General features: G+C 69.7%; 19 protein-coding genes. 12 read left to right on the forward strand and 7 right to left on the reverse strand.

Features of this window, described 5'->3' with window-relative positions:
• Positions 1-73: 73 nt before the first annotated feature.
• Positions 74-334, reverse strand: a complete 261-nt coding sequence (locus KY572_RS13495) for a hypothetical protein (RefSeq protein ID WP_224243002.1) — start codon at positions 332-334, stop codon at positions 74-76.
• Positions 335-1006: 672 nt separating this feature from the next.
• Here KY572_RS13495 and KY572_RS13500 point away from each other — a divergent pair.
• Positions 1007-2041: a hypothetical protein gene (locus tag KY572_RS13500; RefSeq protein WP_224243003.1), complete on the forward strand. Its 1035-nt coding sequence runs from the start codon at positions 1007-1009 to the stop codon at positions 2039-2041.
• Positions 2042-2184: 143 nt separating this feature from the next.
• Complete coding sequence (locus KY572_RS13505) at positions 2185-3585, forward strand: MATE family efflux transporter (RefSeq protein WP_224243004.1); 1401 nt, start codon at positions 2185-2187, stop codon at positions 3583-3585.
• Between the two features lie 114 nt (positions 3586-3699).
• On the opposite strand, the gene KY572_RS13510 is transcribed toward KY572_RS13505, so the two are convergent.
• From KY572_RS13510 to KY572_RS13520, 3 genes are all read right to left on the reverse strand, one after another.
• On the reverse strand, positions 3700-4272 hold the full coding sequence (locus KY572_RS13510; protein WP_224243005.1) for a hypothetical protein: 573 nt from the start codon (positions 4270-4272) through the stop codon (positions 3700-3702).
• A gap of 546 nt (positions 4273-4818) precedes the next feature.
• Positions 4819-7632 (reverse strand): amidohydrolase family protein, encoded by a 2814-nt coding sequence (locus KY572_RS13515; protein ID WP_224243006.1) that lies wholly within the window; start codon positions 7630-7632, stop codon positions 4819-4821.
• Positions 7629-10349: a hypothetical protein gene (locus tag KY572_RS13520; protein ID WP_224243007.1), complete on the reverse strand. Its 2721-nt coding sequence runs from the start codon at positions 10347-10349 to the stop codon at positions 7629-7631. The genes KY572_RS13515 and KY572_RS13520 overlap by 4 nt, the downstream gene beginning before the upstream one ends.
• Before the next feature lie 330 nt (positions 10350-10679).
• Here KY572_RS13520 and KY572_RS13525 point away from each other — a divergent pair, with 330 nt between their 5' ends.
• Together KY572_RS13525 and KY572_RS13530 are read left to right on the forward strand one after the other, a co-directional pair.
• Complete coding sequence (locus tag KY572_RS13525; RefSeq protein WP_224243008.1) at positions 10680-11006, forward strand: hypothetical protein; 327 nt, start codon at positions 10680-10682, stop codon at positions 11004-11006.
• A 294-nt stretch (positions 11007-11300) separates the two neighbouring features.
• Positions 11301-13988 carry an ELWxxDGT repeat protein gene (locus KY572_RS13530; RefSeq protein WP_224243009.1) on the forward strand — a complete coding sequence of 896 codons (2688 nt, stop codon included), beginning with the start codon at positions 11301-11303 and terminating at the stop codon, positions 13986-13988.
• A 37-nt stretch (positions 13989-14025) separates the two neighbouring features.
• Here the strand turns inward: KY572_RS13530 and KY572_RS13535 are convergent, their stop codons facing one another.
• From KY572_RS13535 to KY572_RS13545, 3 genes are read right to left on the reverse strand one after another with little or no spacing between them, the layout of a single operon-like run.
• Positions 14026-15237, reverse strand: coding sequence for a polysaccharide deacetylase family protein (locus KY572_RS13535; RefSeq protein ID WP_224243010.1), 1212 nt, complete (start codon positions 15235-15237; stop codon positions 14026-14028).
• A 43-nt stretch (positions 15238-15280) separates the two neighbouring features.
• Positions 15281-16189, reverse strand: a complete 909-nt coding sequence (locus tag KY572_RS13540) for a TIGR01777 family oxidoreductase (RefSeq protein ID WP_224243011.1) — start codon at positions 16187-16189, stop codon at positions 15281-15283.
• The gene (locus KY572_RS13545; protein ID WP_224243012.1) at positions 16186-16740 is read right to left on the reverse strand and encodes a hypothetical protein; all 555 of its coding nucleotides are present in this window, start codon (positions 16738-16740) and stop codon (positions 16186-16188) included. The genes KY572_RS13540 and KY572_RS13545 overlap by 4 nt, the downstream gene beginning before the upstream one ends.
• A gap of 129 nt (positions 16741-16869) precedes the next feature.
• Here KY572_RS13545 and KY572_RS13550 point away from each other — a divergent pair, with 129 nt between their 5' ends.
• From KY572_RS13550 to KY572_RS13585, 8 genes are read left to right on the forward strand one after another with little or no spacing between them, the layout of a single operon-like run.
• Positions 16870-17967: a polyprenyl synthetase family protein gene (locus tag KY572_RS13550; RefSeq protein WP_224243013.1), complete on the forward strand. Its 1098-nt coding sequence runs from the start codon at positions 16870-16872 to the stop codon at positions 17965-17967.
• A 16-nt stretch (positions 17968-17983) separates the two neighbouring features.
• Positions 17984-19531 carry a phytoene desaturase family protein gene (locus KY572_RS13555; RefSeq protein WP_224243014.1) on the forward strand — a complete coding sequence of 516 codons (1548 nt, stop codon included), beginning with the start codon at positions 17984-17986 and terminating at the stop codon, positions 19529-19531.
• Positions 19528-20538 carry a phytoene/squalene synthase family protein gene (locus tag KY572_RS13560; protein ID WP_224243015.1) on the forward strand — a complete coding sequence of 337 codons (1011 nt, stop codon included), beginning with the start codon at positions 19528-19530 and terminating at the stop codon, positions 20536-20538. The genes KY572_RS13555 and KY572_RS13560 overlap by 4 nt, the downstream gene beginning before the upstream one ends.
• On the forward strand, positions 20535-21860 hold the full coding sequence (locus tag KY572_RS13565; RefSeq protein ID WP_224243016.1) for a hydroxymethylglutaryl-CoA reductase, degradative: 1326 nt from the start codon (positions 20535-20537) through the stop codon (positions 21858-21860). The genes KY572_RS13560 and KY572_RS13565 overlap by 4 nt, the downstream gene beginning before the upstream one ends.
• Complete coding sequence (locus tag KY572_RS13570) at positions 21857-23323, forward strand: phytoene desaturase family protein (RefSeq protein WP_224243017.1); 1467 nt, start codon at positions 21857-21859, stop codon at positions 23321-23323. Before KY572_RS13565 ends, KY572_RS13570 begins: the two co-directional genes overlap by 4 nt.
• A complete protein-coding gene (locus KY572_RS13575) occupies positions 23320-24240 on the forward strand; it encodes a carotenoid 1,2-hydratase (protein WP_224243018.1) in 921 nt (306 codons plus the stop codon). The genes KY572_RS13570 and KY572_RS13575 overlap by 4 nt, the downstream gene beginning before the upstream one ends.
• The gene (locus KY572_RS13580) at positions 24237-25412 is read left to right on the forward strand and encodes a glycosyltransferase family 2 protein (RefSeq protein WP_224243019.1); all 1176 of its coding nucleotides are present in this window, start codon (positions 24237-24239) and stop codon (positions 25410-25412) included. Before KY572_RS13575 ends, KY572_RS13580 begins: the two co-directional genes overlap by 4 nt.
• The gene (locus tag KY572_RS13585; protein ID WP_224243020.1) at positions 25409-25816 is read left to right on the forward strand and encodes a lycopene cyclase domain-containing protein; all 408 of its coding nucleotides are present in this window, start codon (positions 25409-25411) and stop codon (positions 25814-25816) included. The genes KY572_RS13580 and KY572_RS13585 overlap by 4 nt, the downstream gene beginning before the upstream one ends.
• Positions 25817-25821: the final 5 nt, after the last annotated feature.

Genomic DNA, 25821 nt, shown 5'->3' on the forward strand with positions numbered 1-25821 from the left:
ATCGAATCACGGCCTCACGCGTGCTCACGCCATGGATGGCTCACTCTCGCTTCACCCTCTCTCCTGAAGGCGATCAGGGGATGACGATCGGCACGAACATGCTCCTGCCGTCGTAGGCCGTCCAGGCCGACCCGAGGGTGGTGCGCGGATACGTCGTGCTGGGGTTGATCGGCCTGGGCGCGCCGAAGGCGAGGTTCAAGTCGGGGGCCGAGGCCACGAAGGTCGTCACATCCTGGCCAGAGGCCGGGCAGGCCGCGCCATTGGGCACCCGCTGCGCCGAGAAGTAGAGCTGGTAGGCGCCGTTGTATCTGCTCAGGTCCGGCGCCCAGATCATGCAGTAGTCGTAGGAGCACCATGCCGACCCGCGTCAGGCCGCCATCCATGGCGGTACCCGCGGAGCGGTGAGCGCCCGGGGCCGTGGCGGGCTCGGCGCGTGAGAGAGCCTTGGCCAGGCCCCAGTCGATGACCAGCGTCTCGCCGAACCCGAACGCCTCGGTCATGAAGCGGGACTCGGCCCTCCGCAGTGGGCGAGAGCATCTGCTTGAGGGCCACGGGCCTGCCGAGCCTCAGGTCCTGGCCGCGCAGGATTCGGTCGATGCCGCCGTGGGCGATCTCCCCCTTGATGAGGTGTGGGCAGGGGCCACCACGGGCAGCGGCTGATCTGGAGCAGGCCTCTCCGGGAGCGTCCGGGCCAGGGAGCGTCCGGGCGGAGGGCAGCGTGGCGGCATCCCCGATGCCAGAGAGGGCATGCCCATGGGCGGAGAAGCAGGAGAAGGAAGGGTTCCAGACGAAGCCGACGCGTCGGTGGGGACACGCGCATCGACGGGTTTGACCTGACTCATGAATCTCCGCATGTTCTTGATTTGATTGAATTTAATTTTTAAGTTGGAGTTACCCGTCCGCGAACGAGCAGAGGGCTTCCTCTTTTTCTGGGACGGAAGCCGGGTCCGGCCCTCCTTACGGGGCAAGCCTGAATCTCTCAGCTCGCATTGCGGCGGAGGTCCCCATGAAGCTCAAGGTCCTGGTCTCGGTGATGGTCTCCCTCTCCCTGTTCGGTTGTGGAGGGGGCGAAGCGCTGGCTCCGGCGGAGTCCGATGTTCCGGGCACGGCGTCCCAGGCGGTCTCGGTGAACGACAACCCCGGCTTCCTGATGGTCTACAACGTGAACTACGAGAACCTGCCCACCGCGACCGAGCAATGCGCGGGGGACTGGCAGGACCTCATCTATTACATGAAGACGCAGGCGTACTCGCCGGACGTCTTCATCGTCCACCAGATGAGCGGCGCCGGTCAGGCCGCCACGCTCGCGCAGTTCATGGATGACAACCTGCCCGGGCTGTACGCCTCCATCGTGGCCGAGGCGAATCCCGACGCCATGAACAGCCCCTGTGGCCCCGCGAAGGACTACCAGACCAACGCCATCATCTACCGCACCGGGCGCCTGCAGCCCATCTCGGGCACGAAGGAGACGTGGCAGGTCTACAAGGGCGCCAATGGCTCGTGCGTGATGAACACCCAGGCGCGCTCCATCGGCGTGCGCATGGCGTTCACGGACCTCGTCACCGGCAAGAAGGTCGTCATCGGCTCGGCGCACTGGCCCACCAACCAGGAGGGACCGGCCTCGGACCCCGGATGCGCCGAGAAGAACATCCAGCTCACGGACACGAAGATGCGCGGGGTCGCGGGCGCCAACCTGATGGTGTGGGGCGTCGACGCCAACGAGAGTGACTACGGCAGCAACGGCTACAAGGATTGGTACAAGCGGGCGAACTCCCAGCTCGCCAGCACCATCAACTACAACTGGAACGATCCCATCTACGAGGCCTGCTCGGGCGGCCGGAGCTGCCTCGCGGACAACTGGACGGTGGGCTCGGGTGCCCGCATCGACTTCCTCTTCTTCAACGCGGCGGCGACCTCTTCACATGGACACACGGTGACCTACAACGAGGGGGATGCCGCCGACGTGCAGTTCACCGGGAGCGACCGGGACGACCTCAACTACTCGGGTCACCGAGCGCAGAGCGCTCGCATCCGTTATTGAGGCGCGGGCAGGGGCCGCGACAGAAGCCTTGGCTGGCGGAGGAGTGAGCAGGCGTGCCAGTGTGCACCGCCGGTCGCTCGACGCCGTGCTCCAGGCATGCGAGACGCGGTGCGCGAGAGTGGCCCCACGGAGTCGATGAACCCATGGAAGTAGCAGCGTCGTCGCAGGGAGATGTGCAGGCAGAGCCTCGCCTTGGGCTGTTCCGACTGACCTGGCCCATCTTCTTGGAGCTCCTACTGTTCATGCTGATGGGGACGTCGGACACGCTCATGCTGAGCGGCGTGTCCGACGACGCCGTCTCGGCGGTGGGGGTGGTCAATCAGTACGTCTTCATCTGCATCCTGAGCACGGGTGTCATCGGCAACGGGGCCGCCGTCGTGGTGGCCCAGTACCTGGGCGCTCGGAGGAAGCAGGAGGCCGCCCGAATTTCTGCGCTCGCCCTCACGCTGAACCTCGGGCTCGGCATCACGGTCAGCTCGGGCCTGCTGCTGCTGGGGGACACCCTGCTGGGCGGGATGAACCTGGAGGGGCAGGTGCTCGCGTATGCGCGGACGTACCTGCACCTGGTAGGCGGCTTCATCTTCCTGCAGGCGCTGATCAACGTCTTCTCGGGCCTGCTGCGCACCTACGGCTTCACCCGGCAGTCGATGTTCGTCTCGCTGGGCATGAACGTGCTGCACGTGGTCGCCAACTACGCCCTCATCTTCGGCCACTTCGGGCTGCCAGCGCTGGGGGTGAAGGGCGCGGCCATCTCCACCGTGCTGAGCCGGGCCGCCGCGCTGGGCGTCTTCGCCTGGATGCTCTACCGCGTCATGCCGGTCCGGATGGTGCTCCGCGACTACGTGACGTTCTCGAGGGAGTACATCCAGAAGATCCTCAAGGTGGGCATCCCCTCCGCGGTCGAGCAGATCACCTATCAGGGCTGCCAGACGGCGTTCCTGTACTTCATCACCTCGCTGGGCTCTGTCGCGCTGGCGTCTCGGCAGTATGCCCACTCCATCTCCCAGTACGTCTTCCTGTGCAGCCTGGCCATCGGGATGGGGACGGGCATCATCGTCGGGCGGCTGGTGGGCGCTCGCCGCGGCGAGGACGCGTACCGTCAGGCCCTGGAGAGCCTGAAGTGGGGCCTGGGCATCACCGTCGTGGTGGATGTGGTCGTCATCCTCTTCCGCGAGCGGCTGGTGGGTCTGTTCACGGACAATGGCGACATCATCCAGGTGACGGCCCAGGTCATCGTCCTGGGCTTCCTGCTGGAGACGGGACGGTCCTTCAACCTGGTCCTGGTCAACGCCCTGCGGGCCGCCGGAGATGCCCCCTTCACCGTCTACATGGGCGTGCTCTCGATGGCCTGCATGAGCGTGCCCCTGGGCTACTTCCTGGTGTTCCGGATGAACATGGGGCTGCCCGGGGTGTGGCTCGCCGTCGCGACCGATGAGTGGCTGCGCGGCGTCACCATGTGGCTGCGGTGGCGGAGTCGGGCCTGGGAGCGACAGTCGCTCGTGAAGCCCGAGGCGGAGCCAGCCGCCGTGGCGGTTGGCGGGTAGCGCCCCAGCGAACCCTCGAGAGCTGCGGGTCTGGAGCTGGAGCTATCCGGCGTTCTCCATGCCGTTGCCCGCGTGCAGGTGCACCAGGACGTGCGTGGCCTGCTCCCGAGGACTTCAGTGGATATTGCCGAGGATCATCAGGGCGATGACCCAGTCGAGGCCCAGCTCCACCGCTGCGTACGTGGAGCCCACGTGCGAGGTCCCGAAGCCGAGGCCCATATGCCCGAGCGGCCCCCAGAAGAGCTTCAGCCCCGCCTCCACGCCGACATTGGGACGCGCGCCTCCTGAGCGCAGCTGGGTGCCCGCAAGCACCCGCGCGTAGGGTGCCGCCCAGTCCGAGACGAAGTACTGGTAGCCGACGTACCCGTTCAGCTCCACTCGCGACGAGTACGTGGTCGACAGCGTCAGGTTCGCACCCACGTTGAGGCGCCGTGCGAGGAACGCCATGGGCTGGACGTTCACGTCCATCGCCACGCCACTGCCGCCCGTCACCCCGAAGCGGTACGCCAGGACGAACTCCACCACGGACTTGTCGATGGAGAGCGCCTCGTAGCGCAGGCGCTCCGCGCCCAGCGCATCGCCTCGTGCCGCGGAGAGGTCCGCCAGGGCCTGCGCGCCCTCCACCATGTTGGCGTCGTAGGACTTGTGCAGCGGCGGCGCGGCTCCGTCCAGATCGCCGTGCTCCATCCGCAGCCGTCCTTCGGTCAGGCAGGCCGTCGTGTCGTTCCATTGGCAGGCCCGACCGTACGCCGCCGCCGCTTCCTCCCATCGGCCTTCGCCCAGGAGCTGCTCTGCCCACGCGTTGCAAGCGCCCAGCTCACCGGCGTCGCAGCGTGATGCGAGATCGGTGGGCGTCTGCACTCCCGAAGGGGAGAGCGTGGCGCATGCCGACAACACACAAGGAAGCAGCACCACCCACCAACGCACGGCATGGCGCGGGCCACGCTGGGCCACGGAAGTGTCCATGCGCGGCATTCAATCACGAGCACGGGGTGGCCCGCCCACGGGGCTGGCCAGCATCCCGGGGGAGAGCCCCGTCTCGTTCCCTTTCGTCCCCGTCAGGCGCTCCGAGTTCGAGTGCGCATACCGGCGCTTCTTCTTCGACGGGATGGCAGATGCGCACCTTCTCGCCGTTCTGTCCGCAGGTCTCCGAGCACGCCGGCGGAGGACACTCAATCTTCATCGAACGCATTCCTTGCCTGCCGGGTGGGACCGTCCCGACCACGGCGCTGATCAGTCGTACTCGATGAATGGTTTGCGCAGGTAGTGCTCCAACTCGTGCAGCAGCTCGTCCGCCATGCCCAGGGCGGTAGGTCTCCAGGGCACGGTGAAGCGCGCGTCCATGCTCGTCTGGCGAATCGCGGTCAGCCACTCCTGCACCACCCGCTCCGAGTAGCCCGCTCCCGTCGCCGCCTCGTGCAGCAGCGAGTACTCCCGCAGCAGGAAGGTGCTGAAGACGATCGGGTCGTCCGCCCCGAGCGCGATCGGAACGGGCGGAGGAGCACCCTCCTGCGCTTGCGGTGGAAACAGCCGCAGGATCGGGTGGTTGCGCAGGTCCAGCAGGTCGCCGATGAGCAGGTTGCTGGAGGGGTTCACCTCCACGACGATGCCTCGGGCCCCCACGAGCCGGCGCAGCCCGTCCTGCACGGTCTGCAGCGCCGCCACCTCCGAGTCATCCAGGGCAATGTCCACCAGCCGCTGCCCGCGCTGGAAGACGGCCTCATCATCGCGGTACGCATGCAGGAGCCTCCGCACCTGCCTGTGCCCTTGCACCTGCAGCCAGTCCAGCCGCTCGAACGCGCGGGTGAAGGCATCCAGCCCCACGCCTCCCTCGCCTCGTGACAGCGGCGGACACCAGAGCTGGTGCAGCACGTGGTGGGCTTCGGCCAGCTGGTGCGGCAGATAGCACCTGCCGAAGACGAGCTCGGACAGCTCGCGGAGCTTGTTCTCCACCTGGGGGGGCCGCCCCGAGGGGGGCTGCACGCTCAGCGCCACGGGGAGCCGGTGGTTGCTGTACAGCCTCCACTCGAAGACCAGGTCCCACAGCCGATCCTCGGCCGGCATCATCACCGCGCCCACGGACTCGGCCCATATCCGTGGCTCCACGCCCAGGGCGGTAGCATGCCCCAGGCGTCCCCCGGAGCGATCCAGCTGGTAGTAGACGCACTCGAAGATGCGGCGCAGCCCCTCCATGAGGTGGCGGTAGTCCTCGCCCACGTGAGCGGTCATCCGCAGCGGGGGCGCGTTCCTGGATGCGCTCGAGGCCGCCGCGCGGGCCGCCGCCTGGCGCACGTAGCGGAAGAGCGGCACCACCACCCACGTGGGCACGCTCAGCTCGTCCGCGGCCACGTCCAATCCACGCACCAGCCACAACATGCGCGGCACGGCCGCCAGCAGGTCCGCCGTCGCCTGGGCCATCAGGGACTGCTTGTCGAAGTATTCCGCGAAGCGGCCCCCCAGCCGCACCTGCTCGTACTCCTGGCTCTTGGGATGAGGCTCGGCATAGGTGCCCATCCCGTACGCCGGTGGGGCGCCGCGGGCCCACTGCCTCCTGGGGTCCCTCGACTTGTTGAGGTGCAGCACCACGCCGAACTCGGGTGTGGAGCCACTTCCCAGGCTACTGCCCGTCTGCTCCAGCACGTGCCGCCAGGAGCGCGTCAGCCACCACAGATCCTGGGCCAGCGTCATGGAGTTGCTCGCGGGGGTGATGCGGACCTCCAGGGCGGCGATGGGCTGCCCCCCTCCCGCCACGTGGTAGGACACCTCGGCGCGGGCGGCGCTCAGCGGGCCCCGCGCCACGTGCACCCGATCATAGAAGCGGATGAACCACTGCAGCCCCGCCGTCATGGGCCGCTGCACGTAGGCGCGGTAGGTCAGGCACCGCGCACGCACCACCTGCCAGAAGAGGTGGCTGAACAGCTCATCCTTCACCGCTCCCTCTTTCTTGGCGGCCTCCGCTTCCAGCCACTCGAGCCGCTCCAGGGCATGGCTGACCAGCCAGCGCTCTCCGGCGTTGGGCTTGGACAGGTGCAGGCGGACGGCAAGGGGATCGCACCGCCTCCACACCTCGTCCAGCGTCTCGGGGGGCTCGAAGCTGTTGCGGGCCGCCGTCGGGTGAAGGTCCTGATAGAGCCCGTGCAGCGCGGTGAAGTCTGGCAGCAGCGCGAGCCGGCCCCGCGCCAGTGCCTCCAGCGCCTGCCGCAAGACGCGGTGCCGCCCGGGCAGCCAGCCCCGCGAGCGCTTCAGGCTCCACACGAAGTCTGGCAGCAGCGCGTCGTCCGAGCGCAGGAGGAACTCGGCCAGCACGCAGCGCGCCACCGCGGCGGCCAGCAGCCAGCGCAGCAGCTCCTCTCCATCCCTGGAGGGCAGGCCCGGCCCCTGCACCGCATCCGAGCGCAGGCCTGGAGCTCCCAGGGCCGACAGCAGAGAGGCCCACATGAGGGGAAAGTCCATGCCCGCGCCGATGTGGTGGTGGATCTCCGTCACCCCTCGGTCCAGCAGGCGCCGCACCAGCAGGGGCGGCTCGATGTTCACCCGGGTGGCGGGCGGGGAGACTGGCATGGCGGCCAGCAGCAGATCCTCCGGCAGCGCGAAGGTGAGCCAGCGGTAGTGGGTGAGGGCATCCACCGCCTCGATATCGCTGCGCTGGGCCACCTCGGTGACGCCCGGGCGCCGCTCCAGGTGCGTCAGGGCCAGGCGCCGCAGGTAGCGATGGAGCGGCACGCCCCTCAGGGGCTGCCTTTCGTCGGCGTCTCCGGGCGGAATGAACCAGAAGTGGTCGCGCACGGCGATGAGCCGGTCGAGCGACCAGCCGCTGGCGTGCTCCGACAAGCTCTTCTCGCACTCGCGCCACAGCTCCCGGGTGGGATGAGGCTGGCTGTGGCTCATCCGCCCGTCCAGCTGGGGATCCAGCACCGTCAGCGACGTCTGGAAGGCCTTGAGGTGGGTCAGCGGAAAGCTGGCCACCTCGGCACGGATATAGGCCTCGGGCACGCGCCGGGGCGTCAGCGTCCCGAGGCCCAGCTGCCCCTGCCCCGCGCCGCTCACGAATGCACCGCCCCCGGGCCATCCTGCCGGGCCGCCTCCCGCGAAGCGCTCCACGCATCCAGCTCGAGGGGAGTCATCTTCTGGAGCACCTCCTCCTCGCGAGCGATCCGCGCGCTCGGCTCATCCATGACCTCGAACCAGGCCTGCGTCACCTTGTGGAGCCAGGCTTGGACCAGCTCCTCCGCGCCGGCCGGATTCATGCTCGAGGCCTTGCGGAGGGCCTCGTAGCTGCTGGAGCGCATGGCGACGGCGCGCACCAGGTTCTCCCGGAAGCGCGTCAACCGGGGCAGGTGCTTCTTCCAGTGCCCCACCAGCTCTTTCCACGCCTTCTCCTCCACCCGGCGCTGGCTGACATGCCCCAGCAGGGAGGGGAGCTCGGGAGAGGGAGCGAACTCCGGCTGCGCGAGCAGGGGCAGGAGCTGCTCCAGCCAGGTGCGCGCCATCCGCAGCCTGTCGTAGCCCTTGCTCTCGTTCAGGCACTTCTGGGAGAGCTGGCCGAGGGCGGCCCGCGCCTGCTCCTCGTAGCGCTCCAGCGCCGCGCTGGTCAGCACCGAGCCCTGCGTCGGCTCGGGCTGCCAGGGCTCCCACTGGCCACGCTGGTCGCTGGCCACCGAGCGGATGTTGTCGACCCAGGAGGCGAGGACGAGGCGGAACAGGAGCGCGACGGTGTCCCCGTCGTACCTGTCCTCCTCGAGCCCCTCGAGGCGCTTGCGCATCCGCGGAAGGAAGGCCTTCCACTGCGTGGTGAAGATGTTGAAGTCGAGGAACATGTCCCAGGAGGGGAGGCTCCACAGGAAGTCCATCTTGACCAGGGGCTGGAGCTGCTCGTTCCTCACCCACAGCTCGTGCAGCGTCACCACGAGCTCGGGGCTGATCTCATAAGGCGTCACGTCCACGTTCAAGACCCGCGGCTCGTCAAAGAGCATCAGCACGTCGTGCAGCAACATGAACCAGCCGGCGACGCTGGGGGGCAGGTGCGTGCGGTTGCGTGGATCCTCGAGATCGACCAGCTCGAGGATGACGTCATGAATGTGCCGCAGATGCAGCTCGCTGATGAGGACCGCGCTGTTCGACGAATTCCCGCCCGTCCCCGAGGAGGCCCGCTTGCCCTTCTCCTCGAGGAACATGCCGCGTGAGACCTCCAGGGCATCGGACAGGGTGGTGCGCCTGGCGCGGCGCACCGGCTTGCCGGTCAGGTCCAGGACCATCTTCCCGTGGACGTCCCTGCGGAGCATCCGGTTGTGGAACTGCTGGCTCGCCCAGGCGGGCAGCTCGCTCTCGTCGAGGGCATTGCGCAGCATCTCGGTCGCGATGCGGACGATGCTCTCGGCGGGCTCCTCGTCCTTCTCGAGCTGCTCGCTCTGGGAGCGCATCGACTCGCGGCGAGCGGAGTGCCACAAATCCCTCAGGGTGCGTGCGGGCAGGGTGAGTGCCATGCGGGCCGCGCTGGTGAGATGGATCGCGCCCGTTGTCGAGGAGTCTTTCGCCTCGGTGGCTCCATGCCGCTGGTGCTCCTCCGGGAGCGCCTCCTTCACGGAGGAAGAGAGCCGCTCGCCGATGTCGAAGAGGTGGGCGAAGGCTCTGAGCTGGTGTCCCCGGGCCGCCGACACCGGCAGCAGGAGCTTGTCGAGCAGTTCGTGCAGGCGCGGGCCCCCGTTGGAGTTGCCAGTGAACTCCCATGCCTCCACCGGGTTCACCGGCTCGATGCGGATGCGGTAGCTGGGGGGAAGCGCGCGGCGCAGGGTGGTGGCGGCCTGCCGGCGTGCGATGGCCATGGACTCGTCGTGGCCCTTGGGGCCGAGGCCGGCCTGGCCGGAGACGATGAGCTCCTTCTGGAAGGAGCGCTCCATGAAGAGCTGAAACTCCTCCTGGCCGGCCGCCATGATGAACCAGAGGCGGCGGCTGGTCACCATGCGGGTGAGCTTCACGATGTTGTGGAGGTGCCCGATGCTCCGGTCCACGTTGTCGATGGGGAGCACGAGGATGCCTTTGGCATCATCCACGGTGCTGGAGTGGGTGAGGGCGAGCGTGGTGGCCACGTCATCCATGGCGTCGATGAAGCTCTGCTGGAAGTGGGCGAAGATCTCGGAGGCCTTGATCTGCTCTTCGGTGCGTACGCGGGCCTCGGTGGTGTTGGGGATGTCCTCCCACATGAACGAGGCATCACGGATGAGCCGGTCCAGCTTGCCCCAGGGGTCCTCCGCGCTCTCCTCGAGGAGGGAGGCGCCGCGCCAGGAGCCCTGCTTGCGACCGGCAGTGCTCTTGCGGGTCTTGTCGAGGGCGGCCCGCACGCGGACCAGGATGGCGGCCAGGAGGTTGGCCGACTCCGGGAGCGGCTCCAGATCCAGCGGCTCGAGCCAGGTAATCTGCGGCTTGATCTTCGAGAGGAACTCCGCCAGCTCCTTGTTCTTCTGCTTCGCGTTGTCCGTGCTCCCCTCCGACTTGAGGAAGTCATCCGGATTGCTGAGCGCCTGCGCAGCGCTGAGGAACACCGTCGTCTTGCCCGTGCCCCGGGCGCCATGGATGAGGAGGCTGGTGGAGACGTGCTCTTGCGTGTCCTTGCGGGAGCTGTCGTCGCAGGCGGCCCTCAGCCACACGAGCAGTTCGTACAAGGCATCCTGGGTGGGGCGCAGCAGCTCCCCCCACCTGAACGCCTGGGCCTCCGGGATGGGCGCCGGTGCAAAGGGGATGCTCGGGGGCTGGGGATTCGAGGGCATGGTCGAGCCTTCTCCAGTTCAAGAGGGAGCAAGCGGAGAAGGGCCACTATGGGAAGGCCCGCCCAGGGTGAGAATCGAGCGCGGAGGCGAGGAGGGTGTGGGGTGACGGACTTCCAACGGGCCGCTTCATCTCTGGGCCCTTCTGTTCAGCTCCGCGACAGGCCAGGTCGGTTGCCCCTCCCCCGCGTCTCATGGCCAGGAGGAAGTCTGCCTCCCAATGTCTACTCGTGCGATGTGTCGAGGAGAGGGCCATGAATCCCAACAAGCAACTCCGCTCCGCGGGCGTGCTGGCTGCTCCTGGTTGAGCACATCCCGAGGAGGAGGTGACGCATGGCAACGGATTCTCGAAAGGGAACGGCAGACAGGATCGAATCAGCGGCCTGGGGGCTGCTCTTCATCTGGCTCGGCATCGTCTGGCTGACCCATCTCTCGCTGGGCTTCGCGCTGCTGGGGGTCGCCGCCGTCATCTTGGGCGAGCAACTCATCAGGAGGCAAGCCGGGCTGCGGGTGACGGGGTTCTGGGTCTTCGTGGGCCTCTGTCTTGCCCTCGCGGGCGTATGGGATTGGGTGGGAGCTACGGTGAGTCTGGTGCCCTACCTGCTCCTCCTGGCGGGGGCCGCGCTGCTCTTGTCCTTGTTCAGACCCCAGTCAGCCTAGAGGAATCGCGCCAAGGGCCTGCTGGCCGGTACCGCGCGCGGCAGGGCCGCCCTTCCGTGGCATGGCAGACACGCAAGACCGCCTGGGGAACCCCTGACTCAGGGGCTCCTGCATCCGCACCTTGGAATCAGCGCGCATTGCTCGCGCAAGGAAGGGTGCCCCATGCGCTTGACGAGCCATCGTCCCTGGCTTCTCCCCTGCGTACTTGTCCTGGGCCTGGCCTGTGGCGGGCCTTCTCCTCTCTCGGAGCCACCCGAGAACGAGGAGGAGGCCGCTGAGTCTCAGGCCCTGGAGATGGCTCTGACTCCCCACCTGTCCTCCGGCAGGCCGGGACAGCTCGAGGACATCGTCCCCGGGCAGCTCAGCTCCGGCCCGAGCGATCTCACGGATGCGGCGGGAACGCTCTTCTTCATCGCCACGGACGCCCGGAACGGTACCGAGCTGTGGAAGAGCAACGGCACCCGCAGGGGTACCCGGCTCGTCAAGGACATCCGCCCCGGTCCGGACAGCCCGGGGATCTTCCGCCTCACCGCGGCAGGGCGGCGCGTCTTCTTCTCCGCCGATGATGGCATCCATGGCCATGAGCTCTGGACGAGCGACGGAACGCTCGCGGGCACTCGGCTCGTCGAGGACATCACCCCTGGCGCCGAGAGCACGTACATCGGCCCGGTGGCCGTGATGGACGGCGTCCTCTACTTTTCCGCCTTCTCCCCGGATGTTGGCGGAAAAGTGTGGCGGACGGAGGGCACGCCCGACAGCACCTGGCCCGTCTTCGCCGGGGGGGCCTCCACTCTGCATGAGATGGATGGCCACCTCTTCTTCCTCATGGACAAGGGGCTCTACCGGAGCGACGGCACTCCGGGAGGCACCGTGCTGCTGCGTGACCTCTCCGCGGAGCCTGGCTTCGTCTTCTCTCAAGGTCCGGTGTCCACGGAGGGGGTGCTCTACTTCGTCCTGTCCGGAGAGGATGCGGACGGACTGCCTGCCCCGCCCTTCTCGGTCTGGAAGAGCGACGGTACACCCGAGGGGACAGTGCGCGTCACCAGCCTGTCCGTCCGCTCTGGCTTCTCGCTCTTCGCCACGAATGGCCGGCTCTTCTTCATCGCCAGCGATGGCGTGCACGGCGGAGAGCTGTGGACGAGCGATGGCACTCCTGGAGGAACGGTGCTGGTGAAGGACATCACTCCGGGGCCGGATGGCTCCTGGCTCCGCGAGCTCACGGTGCTGGACGGCGTCCTCTACTTCTCGGTGTACACGCCGACCGTGGGAGACGAGCTGTGGCGCAGCGACGGCACCGAGTGTGGCACCTTCCTCGTCAAGGACGTGAAGCCCGGGATACAAGGCTCGAGCATCGCCTTCCTGACCGCGCAAGCCGGACGGCTCTTCTTCACCGCTCGCGAGTGGAGCCTGGGGCACGAGCTGTGGACGAGTGACGGCACGCCAGAGGGAACGCGGCGGCTGGCGGACCTGGTGCCGGGCGCCTTCTCCAGCGCACCCCACCGGTTCACGCGCTCTGGCTCGCGGGTGTACTTCGTGGCCACGCATCCCCGGAACGGCACGGAGCTGTGGGCCTTGAAGCCTGGCGCCTCCGGGAGGGCGGACGAGGCGCTGGCCTTGGCCTCCTTCGCCACGGCCGATGAGGAGAGCCCTCCCACGTGGAGCGGGGAGCACATGGGGGGCCGGCGCCACTTCGGGCCGGCGTACCTGGTGCAGGACACGATCCCCGGGGGGGAGGACTCCAACACCGTCTGGGCCGCGGGCGTGGGGCAGACGCTCTTCTTTGGCGCGCGCGATCCGAGCTTCGGCGTCGAGCTCTGGAAGACGGAGGGCAGCGCCGGGAGCACACGGCTCGTGGAGGATCTCCGCCCTGGGCCCGAAGGCCAGTCTCCCTCGAAGATGGCCGCGCTCGGTGGGGTGCTTCTCTTCTTCGTGGACGACGGCGTGCACGGCGAGGAGTTGTGGCGCAGCGATGGGACGCCTGGCGGCACCCGGTTGGTGAAGGATATCCGTCCTGGGTCAGAGGGCAGCCTCTCCAGCCAGCCGTTCACCTGGCGTGGCGCGGTGTACTTCACGGCCGACGATGGAGTGCACGGCGAGGAGCTGTGGCGCAGCGATGGAACACCCGGCGGCACGCGGCTGGTGAAGGACCTCTGGCCGGGCCCCGAGAGTTCCTGGCCCTCCCTCCTCACCGAGCACCGCGGGCAGCTCTTCTTCACCACCACCGACTCGGCACATGGCCGCGAGCTGTGGCGCACGGACGGCACGACGGGAGGCACGCGGCTGGCGATGGAGCTCGTGCCCGGACCCGAGAGCCTGTTCATCTGGGAGCTGGCCGCCACCCCCGAGCTGCTCTTCCTCCAGGTCTTCACGCCCGAGGGTACTCAGCTGTGGCGGACGGACCTCACGCCGGGAGGCACCTTTCCCCTCTCCGAGCCGACACTGAGCCATCTCTCGCAGCTCACGGTCATGGACAACCGGCTCTTCTTCATCACGTCCGACCCCGCGCACGGCACGGAGCTGTGGCGCTCGGACGGCACACTCGAGGGGACCGTGATGGTGCGGGACATCTTCCCGGGGCCAGACTCCTCTGTCCCGGACTCACTGGTGGTGGTGAGAGGCAGGCTCTTCTTCGGCGCCGATGACGGCACCTCCGGGCGCGAGCTGTGGGTGAGCGACGGCACCGAGGCGGGAACCGTCCTCATCGAGGACATCGCACCGGGTCTGGCCTCAGGAAATCCCTCTCAGCTGTTCCCGGTGGCGGGGCGGCTGCTGTTCTCCGCGAACGATGGCCTCCGGGGGCCCGAGCTGTGGGTGAGCGACGGCACGCCCCGAGGGACGCGCCTGCTCCAGGAGCTGGTGCCAGGCTCCGTAGGCGGCGATCCCCTCCAATTCACGGCCACGCGCAGGCACGTCTACTTCACCTTCAGGAACTCCCCCACGGGCCGGGAGTGGTGGGCGCTGCCCATTCAGCAGCTCCACTGAACCCCACCTGGCGCAGGCTGGCCGTCGTCGGTCGCGGCTAGTCGCACTCCAGCTCGGCGGGGCTGCGCATCCAGTCGAAGAGCTCCTTGTAGGAGCGGACCCGGACCTCCGGCTTGCTGAGCGCGTAGTCGAGGAACTCCTCGACCGCGGCCCGGCGCTCGGCGCTGGTGATGTTGGGCGCGTACGTGAACTCGGGCGAGTAGTAGTCCGAGTGAAGGGTGATGAGGAAGGGCGCGCGGTTGCCTCGGAGCCTTTGGTCCAGCGTGTATTTGAGCGTCGCCAGGAACTCCGCCTTGTTCATCTGGAACATGGAGTGGGTGAGCAGGTTGAAGTCGAAGCCGGTGATCTTCCCGCTCTTCTCGTCGAACCAGTTCACGCGGTACTTGAGCGCCGCCCGGATCTCCGGCGGGGTGATGAAGGTGTAGACCGGCAGCTCCCAGAGGCCCGCATGGCGGGTGATGGGAGCCTTCTCTGTCCGAGTGCCCTGCGCCGCCAGGAACGCGTCTCCCGGTGAGCCGCTGTCCAGCGTGTACGGCCAGAGGAAGTCGGTCCCATCCTGGTCGTCCTGGAAGCCTTCCTCCAGGCTGGAGTCGTACCAGACCCCGTGCGCCTTCAGGACGGGCATGAGCTGATCATTCGTCTCGAGCGACGGCGTGCGCCAGCCGACCAGCTGCTCTCTCGGGAGCCCCGGGCCGGTCTTCAGCGACGTGTCCCAGGACTCCTCGTTCTCGTCGTAGGCCTTCGTGAGCCCGTCGATGGTGCCGGTGAGCTCCTCGGTCCAGCGGTTCGTATCCGCGCTCTTGTTCGTCTCGTGGGTCACGCTGTGGAGCGCCACCTCGTGGCCCGCCGCCAGCGCCTCGCGCCAGAGCTTCTTGAGCGCCTTCGGATCCGTGATGGCGTCCCTCGCGATGAACTTCGTGGTCATGAAGAACGTCATGTTCACGGGCGTCCCATCCGGGTTCTTCCGCGCGGCGGCCAGCCCGAGCGCCCACTGCATGCCATCCACGCGGCTGTTGTCGTCCCAGCTGATGCTCACGAACTGTGGGACCTGGTCAGGCCGGAGTCCTCTCGGCGGGTTGGCGGAGGGGGCCACCTTGTCGGTGAAGGCATAGGCCATGGTGGGAGGGGCGAGCGTCGTGCCCCGGCACGTGTTGCCTCCTTGGGAATTGCTGCTGCTGCAGGCCAGGAGCAGGGCAGGGGCCAGGAGGGACAGGGCGAGCGTGTACGGCGCTCCAGTGATGGAGGTCATGGGGCACGGTCCTTGGGTTCGAGAGGGGCCGAGTCTGGCAGGTTCAGGTCGCCAGCAGATCCCGCAGGGCGTCCTCCAGGCGAGAAAAACGGAAGGAGAAGCCCGCCTCGGTGAGCCGCCGAGGCAGCACGCGCTGGCCCTCGAGCGCCACCATCGCCATCTCCCCCATCGCCGCCTTCAGCATGAAGCCCGGCACATGCATCACCGACGGCCTCCCCAGCGCCGCGCCCAGCGCATGGGCGAACTCGGTGTTGGTGACGGGCTCTGGCGCCGTGACGTTCACCGGCCCCGTGAGCTCGGGGCGCTCCAGCAGGAAGCGCAGCGCCGCCACCGCGTCCGCTCGGTGGATCCAGCTCACGTACTGCTTGCCCGAGCCCACCCGTCCTCCCGCCCCCATCCGGAACGGCGGCAGCATCGTGTGGAGCGCTCCACCCTCCGGGTGCAGTGCCACGCCCATGCGCGCCACCGTCGTGCGAATCCCCGACTCGTGCGCGGCTGCCGCCTCCGCCTCCCAGCCCAGGCACACCCCCGCCAGGAAGTCCTTGCCCGGAGCGCTCTGCTCCGTGAGCGGCTCCGCGCCGTGCGCCCCGCCGTAGTAGCCCACCGCCGAGGCCGACACGAAGCGCTGCACCGTGCCCGCCGCCCTCATCGCCTCCACCAAGGCCCGTGTGCCCAGCACCCGGCTGTCCCGGATGCGGTGCTTCGCGTCGTGCGTCCACCGCTGGTTGACCGGCTCTCCCGCCAGGTGGATGACGGCCTGCGCCCCCGCCAGCGCCTCGGGCGCCAGCGGCTCCCCCGCCTGGAACGGCGCCCCCGTCACCCCTGCAGGCAGCCGTTCCAGGGTTTGTTCAACGTTCCGGACCAGCACGTGCACCTGATGCCCAGCCTCCAACAAACCTTGTACAAGGCTGGGACCCAGGAACCCACTCGCTCCCGTCAGCGCTACCTTCACGGCTGGGACTCCGCGACCCCCAGGTTCACGCCGATGAGCTTGGACAGGGCGGTAAAGAACACCTGCCGCTCCTTGTCCTCCAGGCGCCCCGAGTACGAGTAGACGACCGCCCCGGTCGCATCCAGGAGCATCACCGTGGACGTCTTCTTGGGCAGCGCCCAGGGCTTTCCGCCCAGCGTCCCCTCCAGGTCCACCAGGATGGGCACTCCTACCTTCTTCTCCTCATCCCTCACGTACGAGAGGGCGATCTGCCGAGCGGGGAAGAAGTTGAACTTCTCCAGGTTCGCCACCGCCACCACCCAGGCCGCCTCCAGCAGGCCGTGCTGCTTGCCTCGCTCGAACAGCTCCTCCTTCAGCGCCAGGTTCAGCTGCGTGGAGTCCTTGTCCTCGTAGAAGAGGATGACCGGCTTGCCCCGCCACTTCGACAGCGGCGCCGCCGCTCCGTCCGAGCCGTGCAGCGTCGCGTCCAACGGACTGGACGTAGGTCCGTGGGCGGATGCCCCAGTCGTTGCCAGCGTCACCGTCAACGCACCTGCCAGCCAGGCCTTCATGGGAGGCTCCTTCTGCAGAAGGTTCGAACAGACAAACGTGGGACAAACATTGGACACAGCCTTGACAAAGAGTGTACGAAGTCGCTACCACTAGGGCAAGACGCTCACGAAGTTCTGGAGGAAGACGCGATGGCACACCCCTTCACCCTGGTGACGGCTCCCGTGGCCTCTCCGCTGCCTCCGTCTTCGCCCGAGCAGGCGTGGCTGCACACCGTGCAGCACCAGGTGGAGGCCGCCCTGGAGGAGCTCTTCGTCCTGCCGGACGAGGCCTCGCTGGATGCCCGCTGGGCCCGGGCCATGGAGCGCACCCGCGCCTACGCTCTGAGGCCGGCAAAGCGGGTGCGGCCCGCCCTGGTGCTGGCGGGCCACAGCCTGGCGCGTGGCTCGCTGACGGTGCCCTCGGGGCTGTGGCGCTTCGCGGCGGGGCTGGAGCTGCTGCACACCTTCCTCCTCATTCATGACGATGTGGCGGATCAGGCGGAGCTGCGCCGGGGAGGCGCGGCGCTCCATCGCCTGCTCGCTCCCGGGAGGGCGGGTGAGGACCTGGCCGTGGTGGTGGGCGACCACCTGTTCGCCCGCTCGCTCGAGGCGATGCTCGGCTCGGGGCTGCGGGGGGCCTCGGAGGCCTCGCGCTACTACCTGGCCGTCTGCCGTCACACGGCGGCCGGGCAGTACCTGGACCTGGAGCTGTCTCGCGCGCCGCTCTCCGAGGTGACTCTCTTCCAGACGCTGCGGGTGGCCCACCTGAAGACGGCCCGCTACGGCTTCTGCGCGCCGCTGGTCTGCGGGGCCATGCTGGCGGGCGCCGACGCGGAGCTGTGCGAGACGCTGGAGCGCGTGGGCCGCCACGTGGGGCTGGCCTACCAGCTGAGGGATGATCTGATCGGCCTGTTCGGCGACGAGCGCCTGTCGGGCAAGTCCGCGGACGGGGACTTCGTGCAGGGCAAGCGCACCTTCCCCGTGCTGGCCGCGTACACGCGCGCCCCGGCCGAGGCCCGCGAGGAGCTGGAGCGGCTGTGGGCGCTGCCCCCGGAGGCCAAGGACGCCGAGGCGCTGGCTCGGGCCCGGGCGCTGGTGGAGGAGCACGGGGGCCGCGCCGCGTGCGAGCGGCTGGTGGAGCGCGCCTCGCGGGCCGGGCGGCGGGCGCTGCAGGCGCTGCCGGACCGAGGCGGCGTGAGAGAGCTGCTGGACACCCTCATCACCCGGCTGGCGCGTCGCGCCGCCTGAGCAAGAGAGCAAAGCCATGGAGCAGGGCAGGCCGAAGGCAGTGGTGGTGGGAGCCGGCGTCGGTGGGCTGGCGGCCGCGGCACGCCTCGCGCGCCAGGGCTTCGACGTCCAGCTCTTCGAGAAGACGGACGGGCCGGGCGGGCGGTGCAACCAGCTCCGGGTGGAGGGCTTCACGTGGGACATCGGCCCCACCATCGTGCTCATGCCCGAGGTGTTCGAGGAGACCTTCGCCGCGCTGGGCCGCCGGGTTGAGGACTACCTGACGCTCCAGCGGTGCGAGCCGAACTACCGCATCCACTTCCGGGACGGCTCGGCCATCACCTTCACCTCCGAGCTGTGCACCATGGGCAGGGAGCTGGAGCGCTTCGAGCCCGGCTGCTTCCAGCGCTACCTGGCCTTCCTGGCGCAGGGCCGCGAGCAGTACCGCACGAGCCTGGACCACCTGGTGGGGCGCAACTACGCGGGCATCTCGGACTACTTCTCGCCCAAGGTGCTGGCGAAGATCTTCAAGGTCCGCGCCCACCGCCGCATGTACGCGGACGTTGGCCGCTTCTTCCAGGACGAGCGGCTGCGCGCGGCGATGACGTTCCAGACGATGTACCTGGGCGTGTCGCCGTTCGCCTCGCCGGCGGTGTATGGGCTGCTGCCCTTCACCGAGCTGGGCGTGGGCATCTGGTTCCCCAAGGGCGGCCTGTACTCCATCCCCCTGGCGCTGGAGCGGGTGGCGCGCGAGGAGGGAGTGCGGCTGCACTACGGCGCCCCGGTGGAGCGCATCCTCACCGAGGGGGCGCGGGCCACGGGCGTGCGGCTGGCGGACGGGCGGACGGTGCTCGCGGACGTGGTGCTGTGCAACGCGGACCTGCCGTACGCGTACCAGAAGCTGCTCGACGGGGCGCCCACCTCGCTGCCGCGCAAGGAGAAGCTCCGCTACACCTCGAGCGGCTACATGCTGTACCTGGGGCTGCGCAAGAAGTACCCGGGGCTGCACCACCACAACGTGGTGTTCGGGCGGGACTACAAGGGCTCGTTCGAGGACATCTTCGAGCGCTTCCGCGTGCCGGAGGACCCCAGCTTCTACGTCAACGTGCCCACGCGCACGGACGCGAGCCTGGCGCCCGAGGGCCAGGACGCCGTCTACATCCTGGTGCCGGTGCCGCACCAGCACCCGGGGCTGGACTGGAAGGTGGAGGGCCCGAAGGTGCGGGCCAAGGTGTTCCAGCGGCTGGCGGAGCTGGGCTACCCGGAGCTGGAGCGGGACATCCTCGTGGAGCGCGTCTTCACGCCGGATGACTGGGCGGCCTCGTACAATCTGATGCACGGCAGCGCCTTCGGGCTGGCGCAGAACTTCATGCAGATCGGCCCCTTCCGGCCGTCCAACCAGGACGCGCGGGTGAAGAACCTCTTCTTCGTGGGGGCCTCCACGCAGCCGGGCACGGGGCTGCCCACGGTGCTCATCTCCGCGCGGCTGGTGGTGGAGCGGATGCTCGAGTGGGCGAAGGCCACGGGCCTGGAACGGACACCCGGAGCTCGCACCGCGCCGGAGAGTGTCGAGGTGGCGGCATGAGATCGCACGACGACATGCGGCTGGTGAGCCAGGGCTACCGGCGGGCGCGCCGGGTGACGCGTGAGCACGCCAAGAGCTTCTTCTTCGCCTCGTACCTGCTCTTCGGCGCCCGGCGAAAGGCGGCCTTCGCGCTGTACGCCTTCTGCCGGCGGCTGGACGACATGGTGGACGAGGGCGGCCAGGGCGTGGCGCCGGTGGACCTGAAGGTGCGGCTGGCGAAGGCTCGGCAGATGGTGGCCGAGGTGTACCTGCCGATGCCGGAGCTGGCGGCGCCGGGCATGGACTCTCCGGCCGAGCGGCTGATGAGCGCGCAGGAGCAGTCGCCCTGGGACTTGAGCGAGTTCGCGGCGCTCAAGCACTGCGTCCGGCGCTTCCGCATCCCGGAGCAGCCCTTCCAGGACCTCATCTCCGGCATGGAGATGGACCTGACGAAGGACCGCTACGCCACCTTCGAGGAGCTGGACCTGTACTGCTACCGGGTGGCGGGCGTGGTGGGGCTGATGCTGACGCCGGTGCTGGGGTGCTCGGAGGTGCGGGCCATCGCGCACGCGGCGGACCTGGGCCGGGCCATGCAGCTCACCAACATCCTGCGCGACGTGCGCGAGGACCTGGAGCGCGGCCGGGTGTACCTGCCCGCGGACGAGCTGAAGGCCTTCGGGCTCGGCGAGGAGGACCTGCGTCGCGGACAGGTGGACGACCGCTGGCGCGAGTTCATGCGCTTCCAGATCCGCCGGGCCCGCGCCTACTACAGCCGCGCGGCGTCGGGCGTGCGCTACCTCCAGGGCTTCGGCAGCCAGCGGATGGTGCGCCTGATGGGGGGAATCTACGGAGACATCCTGCGTGTCATCGAAGAGCGCGACTACGACGTGTTCAGCGCTCGGGCCTGGGTGCCGGGCCGGCGGAAGCTGGCGCTGGCGACGGCCGCGATGGCTCGGCCGCAGGCGGTGCTGCCGGTACCAGCCGATGAGGTGCGTGTTCCACTCCTGCCAACGGGGACTCGGGGATGAGTGACGACAAGGTGAAGGCGCTGGAGGTGAAGCGGAGCTCGCGGCTGACGGGCTTCTACCAGCAGTCGCCGGAGCGGCGGCGGGCCCGGCTGGTGGAGTCTCGCTGGCTGGCTCCGGAGGACGCCAGGGCCTGCGAGGGGCTGGGCGGCTTCGACGAGGCCTGCGCCGACGTGATGGTGGAGAACGTCATCGGCCTGCACGGCCTGCCGCTGGGGGTGGCGCTCAACTTCGTGGTGAATGGCAGGGACCGGCTGGTGCCCATGGCGGTGGAGGAGCCCTCCATCATCGCCGCCGCCTCGTATGCGGCCCGCCTGTGCGCGGAAGGGGGCGGCTTCACCGTGCAGGCGGACGCCCCCATCACCACGGCCCAGGTGCAGCTGCTGGAGGTGCCCTCGCTGGAGGCGGCCCGGGAGGCGCTGCGAGCCGGAACGCCGGAGCTGCTCGCGGCGGCCAACGCGCTGATGCCGGCCATGTGCGCGCGCGGTGGCGGGGCCCGGGAGCTGGAGGTGCGCGTGCTGGATGCCACCACGCTGGTGGTGCACCTGCACGTGGACACGCGCGACTCCATGGGCGCCAACCTCGTCAACAGCGTGGCGGAGGACCTGGCGCCTCGGCTGGTGGCGCTCACCGGTGGCCGCGCGGGGCTGAAGATCCTCACCAACCTGGCGGACCGTCGGAAGGTGCGGGTGCGCGCGCGGGTGCCGGCGAGCGCGCTGGCCTCGGAGCGCTTCCAGGATGGGGCGGTGGTGCGCGACGCCATCCTCGAGGCGCAGCGCTTCGCGGAGCTGGATGTGTACCGCGCCGTCACCCACAACAAGGGGGTGATGAACGGCGTGGACGCGGTGCTGGTGGCCTGCGGCAACGACTGGCGCGCGGTAGAGGCGGGAGCGCACGCCTATGCGGCGCGCCATGGGGGATACCGCCCTCTCACCTCGTGGTGGAAGGGACCGGAGGGAGAGCTGTGCGGGGAGCTGGAGCTGCCGCTGGCCACCTCCACGGTGGGAGGCGCGGCGCGCACCCACCCCGGCGTGCAGCGAGCGCTGAAGCTGGCGGGCACGTCGGGGGCGGTGGACCTGGCCGGGCTGGCGGCGGCGGCGGGGCTGGCCACCAACCTGGCGGCCCTCAAGGCGCTGTCCACCGACGGCATCCAGAAGGGCCACATGGCGCTGCACGCGCGGCGCGTGGCGGCCGAGGCGGGCGCCAGCGGCGAGCTGGTGGGCATCATCGCCGACCGGCTCTCGCGCGAGCGCGTGTACCGGCCGGAGCGGGCCCGGGAGATTCTCGAGGCGGAGGTGGCTCGGCGGCAGGGAGGCCGGAGATGAGACGCACCCGGGTCGCGGTCATCGGCGGCGGTATTGGCGGGCTGACCGCGGCCGGTCTGCTGGCGAAGGAGGGCCACGAGGTGACCCTCTTCGAGCAGGGTGCGACCCTGGGTGGCAAGGCGCAGGCCGTGTCCGTCAATGGCATCACCCTGGACACGGGCCCCACGCTGCTGACGCTGCCGGCGCTGGTGCGCGGCACCTTCGAGCGGCTGGGCGCGCTGGACCTGCTGCCGCCCTTCACGGAGCTGGAGCCGCAGTGCGTGTACCGCTTCGGGGATGGCTGTGCCTTCACCGCATATAAGGATGTGGAGCGCACGGCGCAGAGCGCGGCGGAGCTGCGCCGCAGCGAGGGCCGGGGCGTGCACTCCTTCTACGCGGAGGCGGAGGCCATCTACCGGGCGGCGGGCGAGCCGTACCTGGAGGCGCCCTTCGAGGGGCTGGCCGGCTTCATGACGCGGGTGGCCCGGCGCGGGGTGGGCGCGGTGCTGGCGGGGATGCGGCTCAGCACGCTGCACCAGCTGGCCGAGCGGCACTTCAAGACGGACCACATGCGCCAGTTCGTGGGGCGCTTCGCCACGTACACGGGGGCCTCGCCCTACGAGGCGAGCGCGGCGTTCGCGCTCATCCCCCACATCGAGCGGGCCTACGGGGCGCACCACGTGCGGGGCGGCATCGGCGCGCTGGTGGAGGCGCTGGGGCAGGCGGTGCGCCGGCTGGGCGTGACGGTGCGGCTGAACGCGCGCGCCTGCTACCAGCGCGAGGCCCCGTGCGGTGGCTATCGCGTGGGGCCCTCCGGGGACGCGGAGGTGTATGACAGCGTGGTGGTGAACGCGGATCCGCTGGCGGCGCTGCGGCGCGAGGGCGAGCCGCTGTCCCTGTCCGGCTACGTGCTGCTGCTGGAGGTGGACAGGCGCCCGTCGGTGCCGCACCACACGGTGCTCTTCAGCGGCGACTACCGCCGCGAGTTCGACGAGCTGTTCGCCGGGCGCCTGGCCAGTGAGCCGACGGTGTACGTGTGCAACCCCTCGGCGTCGGACGACACGATGGCGCCGCCCGGGCGCACGGGCCTGTTCGTGATGGTGAACGCGCCCCCGCTGCCCACCGGACAGGCGGAGGCAGAGCGCGCGGCCGAGGTGTGGGAGCTCAACGCCGAGCGCGCCAAGGCGCAGATGCTCGAGCGGCTGCACACGTGCTTCCCGGAGCTGAAGGGCCGGACGCGGGTGCTGGGGCAGCGCACGCCGGTGGACCTGGCGGCCCAGGGCGCGCCGGGCGGCTCCATCTACGGCTTCCTGCCGCACGGGAAGTTCGGTCCGTTCCGCCGGCCGCGGATTCGCGGGAATACGCCGGGCCTGTTCTTCGCGGGCGGGGGCACGCACCCGGGCGGCGGGGTGCCGCTGGTGATGCTCTCGGGGAGCTTCGCCGCGGAGATGGCGTCCGCGCACTTGAGGAGGGTGGAGGCATGAGCCTGCTGCCGCCGCTGCCGTCGCTGCCCTCCGAGTCGGGGGCCTACCGCTGGTTCTACGCGGACGTCACCGCGGGCGACTTGAGCGCCGTCTTCATCTTCATGGTGGGCTCGCTCTTCTCTCCGCGCTACTCGGTGGCGGCGCGGCGCGGAGGGCTGCCGCGCGAGCACTGCGCGGTGAACTTCGCGCTCTACCACCGGGGCCTGCGGCGACGGTGGGTGCTGTCCGAGTACCCGGTGATGGAGCAGGAGTCCCCGTACCGGCTGCGCATCGGCCGCTCCACGCTGAGCTACGAGGGCGAGGTGGTGCGCATGGAGGTGGATGAGCGCACGGCGCCGTGGGGCCGCCCGGTGAAGGCCCGGCTCGTGCTGGAGCCGATGACGCCGCTGGGGGACGAGGTGCAGCTCGTGGCGGGCCTGCCGCACTGGTGGCAGCCCATGGCGCCCCGCGCCCGCGCGTGGCTCACGGTGGACACCGAGGGCCTCGAGCTGGAGGGGTTGGGCTACCACGACACGAACCACGGCCAGGAGCAGCTCGGCGCGCGGCTGAGCGGGTGGCACTGGTCGCGCACGCACGGCGCGCGGGACACGGTGGTGGACTACGTCCTGCCGGACGGCAGCGCGCCGGTGCAGGTGATCGCCGGGCCTCAGGGGGTGCAGTGCCGGCGGGGCAGTGGCACCCTGGCGCTGGAGACGCGGCGCACGGGCTGGGGGCTGCGCGTGCCGAAGCGCCTGCTGTCGAGCGCCCCGGTGGAGAGCGAGCCTCGGCTGCTGGAGTCCTCTCCCTTCTACGCCCGGGTGGAGGCGCGCCAGGGCGGGCTGGACACGCTGGGCGAGGTGGCGGACTTCCGCCGCTTCCACTCGCCGCTCATCCGCTGGATGGCGCACTTCCGCACGCGCAAGGAGGGCAGGCCATGAGCCCGCTGGAGCTGCTGGGCCTCGGCTGGGCGGCGATGGCGACGGGCTTCAGCTCCGTGGCGCTGGGGCGGCTGCTGCGCGCGCGGCGTCGGCCCGTGGCGGGCACGCGCGTGCCGGTGCTGCTGCTGAGGCCCGTGGACGCGCCGACCGAGCGGGAGCTGGAGAACCTCTCGCGCCCGGTGGACTACGCGGGCGAGCTGGAGCAGGTGGTGCTGTCGCCGTACCGGCCTCGGCTGGGGCCGGGAGTGCGGTGGCTGCCGAGCGATCCCCCCGCGCCGAACCGCAAGGTGGGGCACCTGCTGTACGCGCTGGAGGTGCTGCCCACGCAGGGCAGGGTGGTGCTGGCGGTGGACGCGGACGTGGCGGTGACGGGAGCGCTGGTGGAGGCGCTGGCGGCGCCCGTGGCGGCCGGAGCGGCGCTGAGCACGGCGGCGCCCACGCCGGTGGGCGTGCGCGGCCTCGTGGCCTGGGCGGTGTCCGGGCTGCTGCGGCACAGCCACCACAGCTTCCGGGCGCTGCACGCGATGAGCGCGGGTGCCAAGGCGGTGTGCGGCAAGGCGCTGGGGCTCTCGCCGGTGGCGGCGGAGGAGCTGCGGGGCCTGGCGGACCACATCGGCGAGGACCTGGAGCTGGCCAAGCGGCTGCACGCGCGCGGGCAGGAGGTGGCGCTGGCGGAGGAGCCGGCGCTGGTGCCCATGGAGCCGATGCGCTCCTGGCGCCCCGCCGTGGAGCGCTTCACCCGATGGATGCAGGTGCTGGCGAGCCACCGGCCGGGGCTCTACCCGACGGTGCCGCTGCTCTTCACCCCCACGCTGCCGCTGGCGGCGCTGGCGCTGGGGCTGGGCTCCTGGACGGTGGGGGCCGCGACGGGCGCGCTCGTGCTCGTGCGGACGCTGCTGTCCTGGAGGCTCGCGGTGTTGACGAAGTCCTCGCCCCCGCTCTCCCTCAAAGCAGGAGGTAGCCCCCCACCTGCGGCAGGGGAGGGTGGGGGCGGGAGCGCTTGGCTCGCCGTGGCGGGCGCCTGGCTGTTGGGCGAGGCGCTGCTGCTGGCGGCCTTCCTGCGCTCCACGTGGCAGGCGGGGACGGTGACGTGGCGTGGGCGCACCTACGCGCTCCAGCGAGGGGGACGGATGGCGCCCGTGTGGCCAGAGCTCAGTGGAGGTCCGGGATGACGTACGCACGCTTCATTGGCCTGTTCGTGGTGCTGCCCATCCTCTTCCTGCTGGTGCGGTACCGGAAAACCCTCAGCCTTCGAGGCCTGGCCCCCATGGGGCTGCTGCTCATCGTCGTCTACGTCGCGACCACACCGTGGGACAATCTGGCCGTGAAGTGGGGACTGTGGGGCTTCGATCCGGAGCGCATCTGGGGCATCAAGCTCGGGTACCTGCCGCTGGAGGAGTACCTCTTCTTCGGGCTGCAGACCCTGCTGGTGGGGCTGTGGGCTCGGGCCCGCCTGGCGCGCGTGCTGGAGCGCAAGCCCCAGGGCCCTGTTATCTCCGAGCGGCAGGGGGCCAAGCCGGCAAGGGCCTCCACCGAGGCGGAGGGGCCGCTGGCGCCCAGGGAGGTCTCGCCATGATGGAG

Origin of the sequence: Hyalangium gracile (genome assembly GCF_020103725.1) — a bacterium.
GTDB classification, from domain to species: domain Bacteria; phylum Myxococcota; class Myxococcia; order Myxococcales; family Myxococcaceae; genus Hyalangium; species Hyalangium gracile.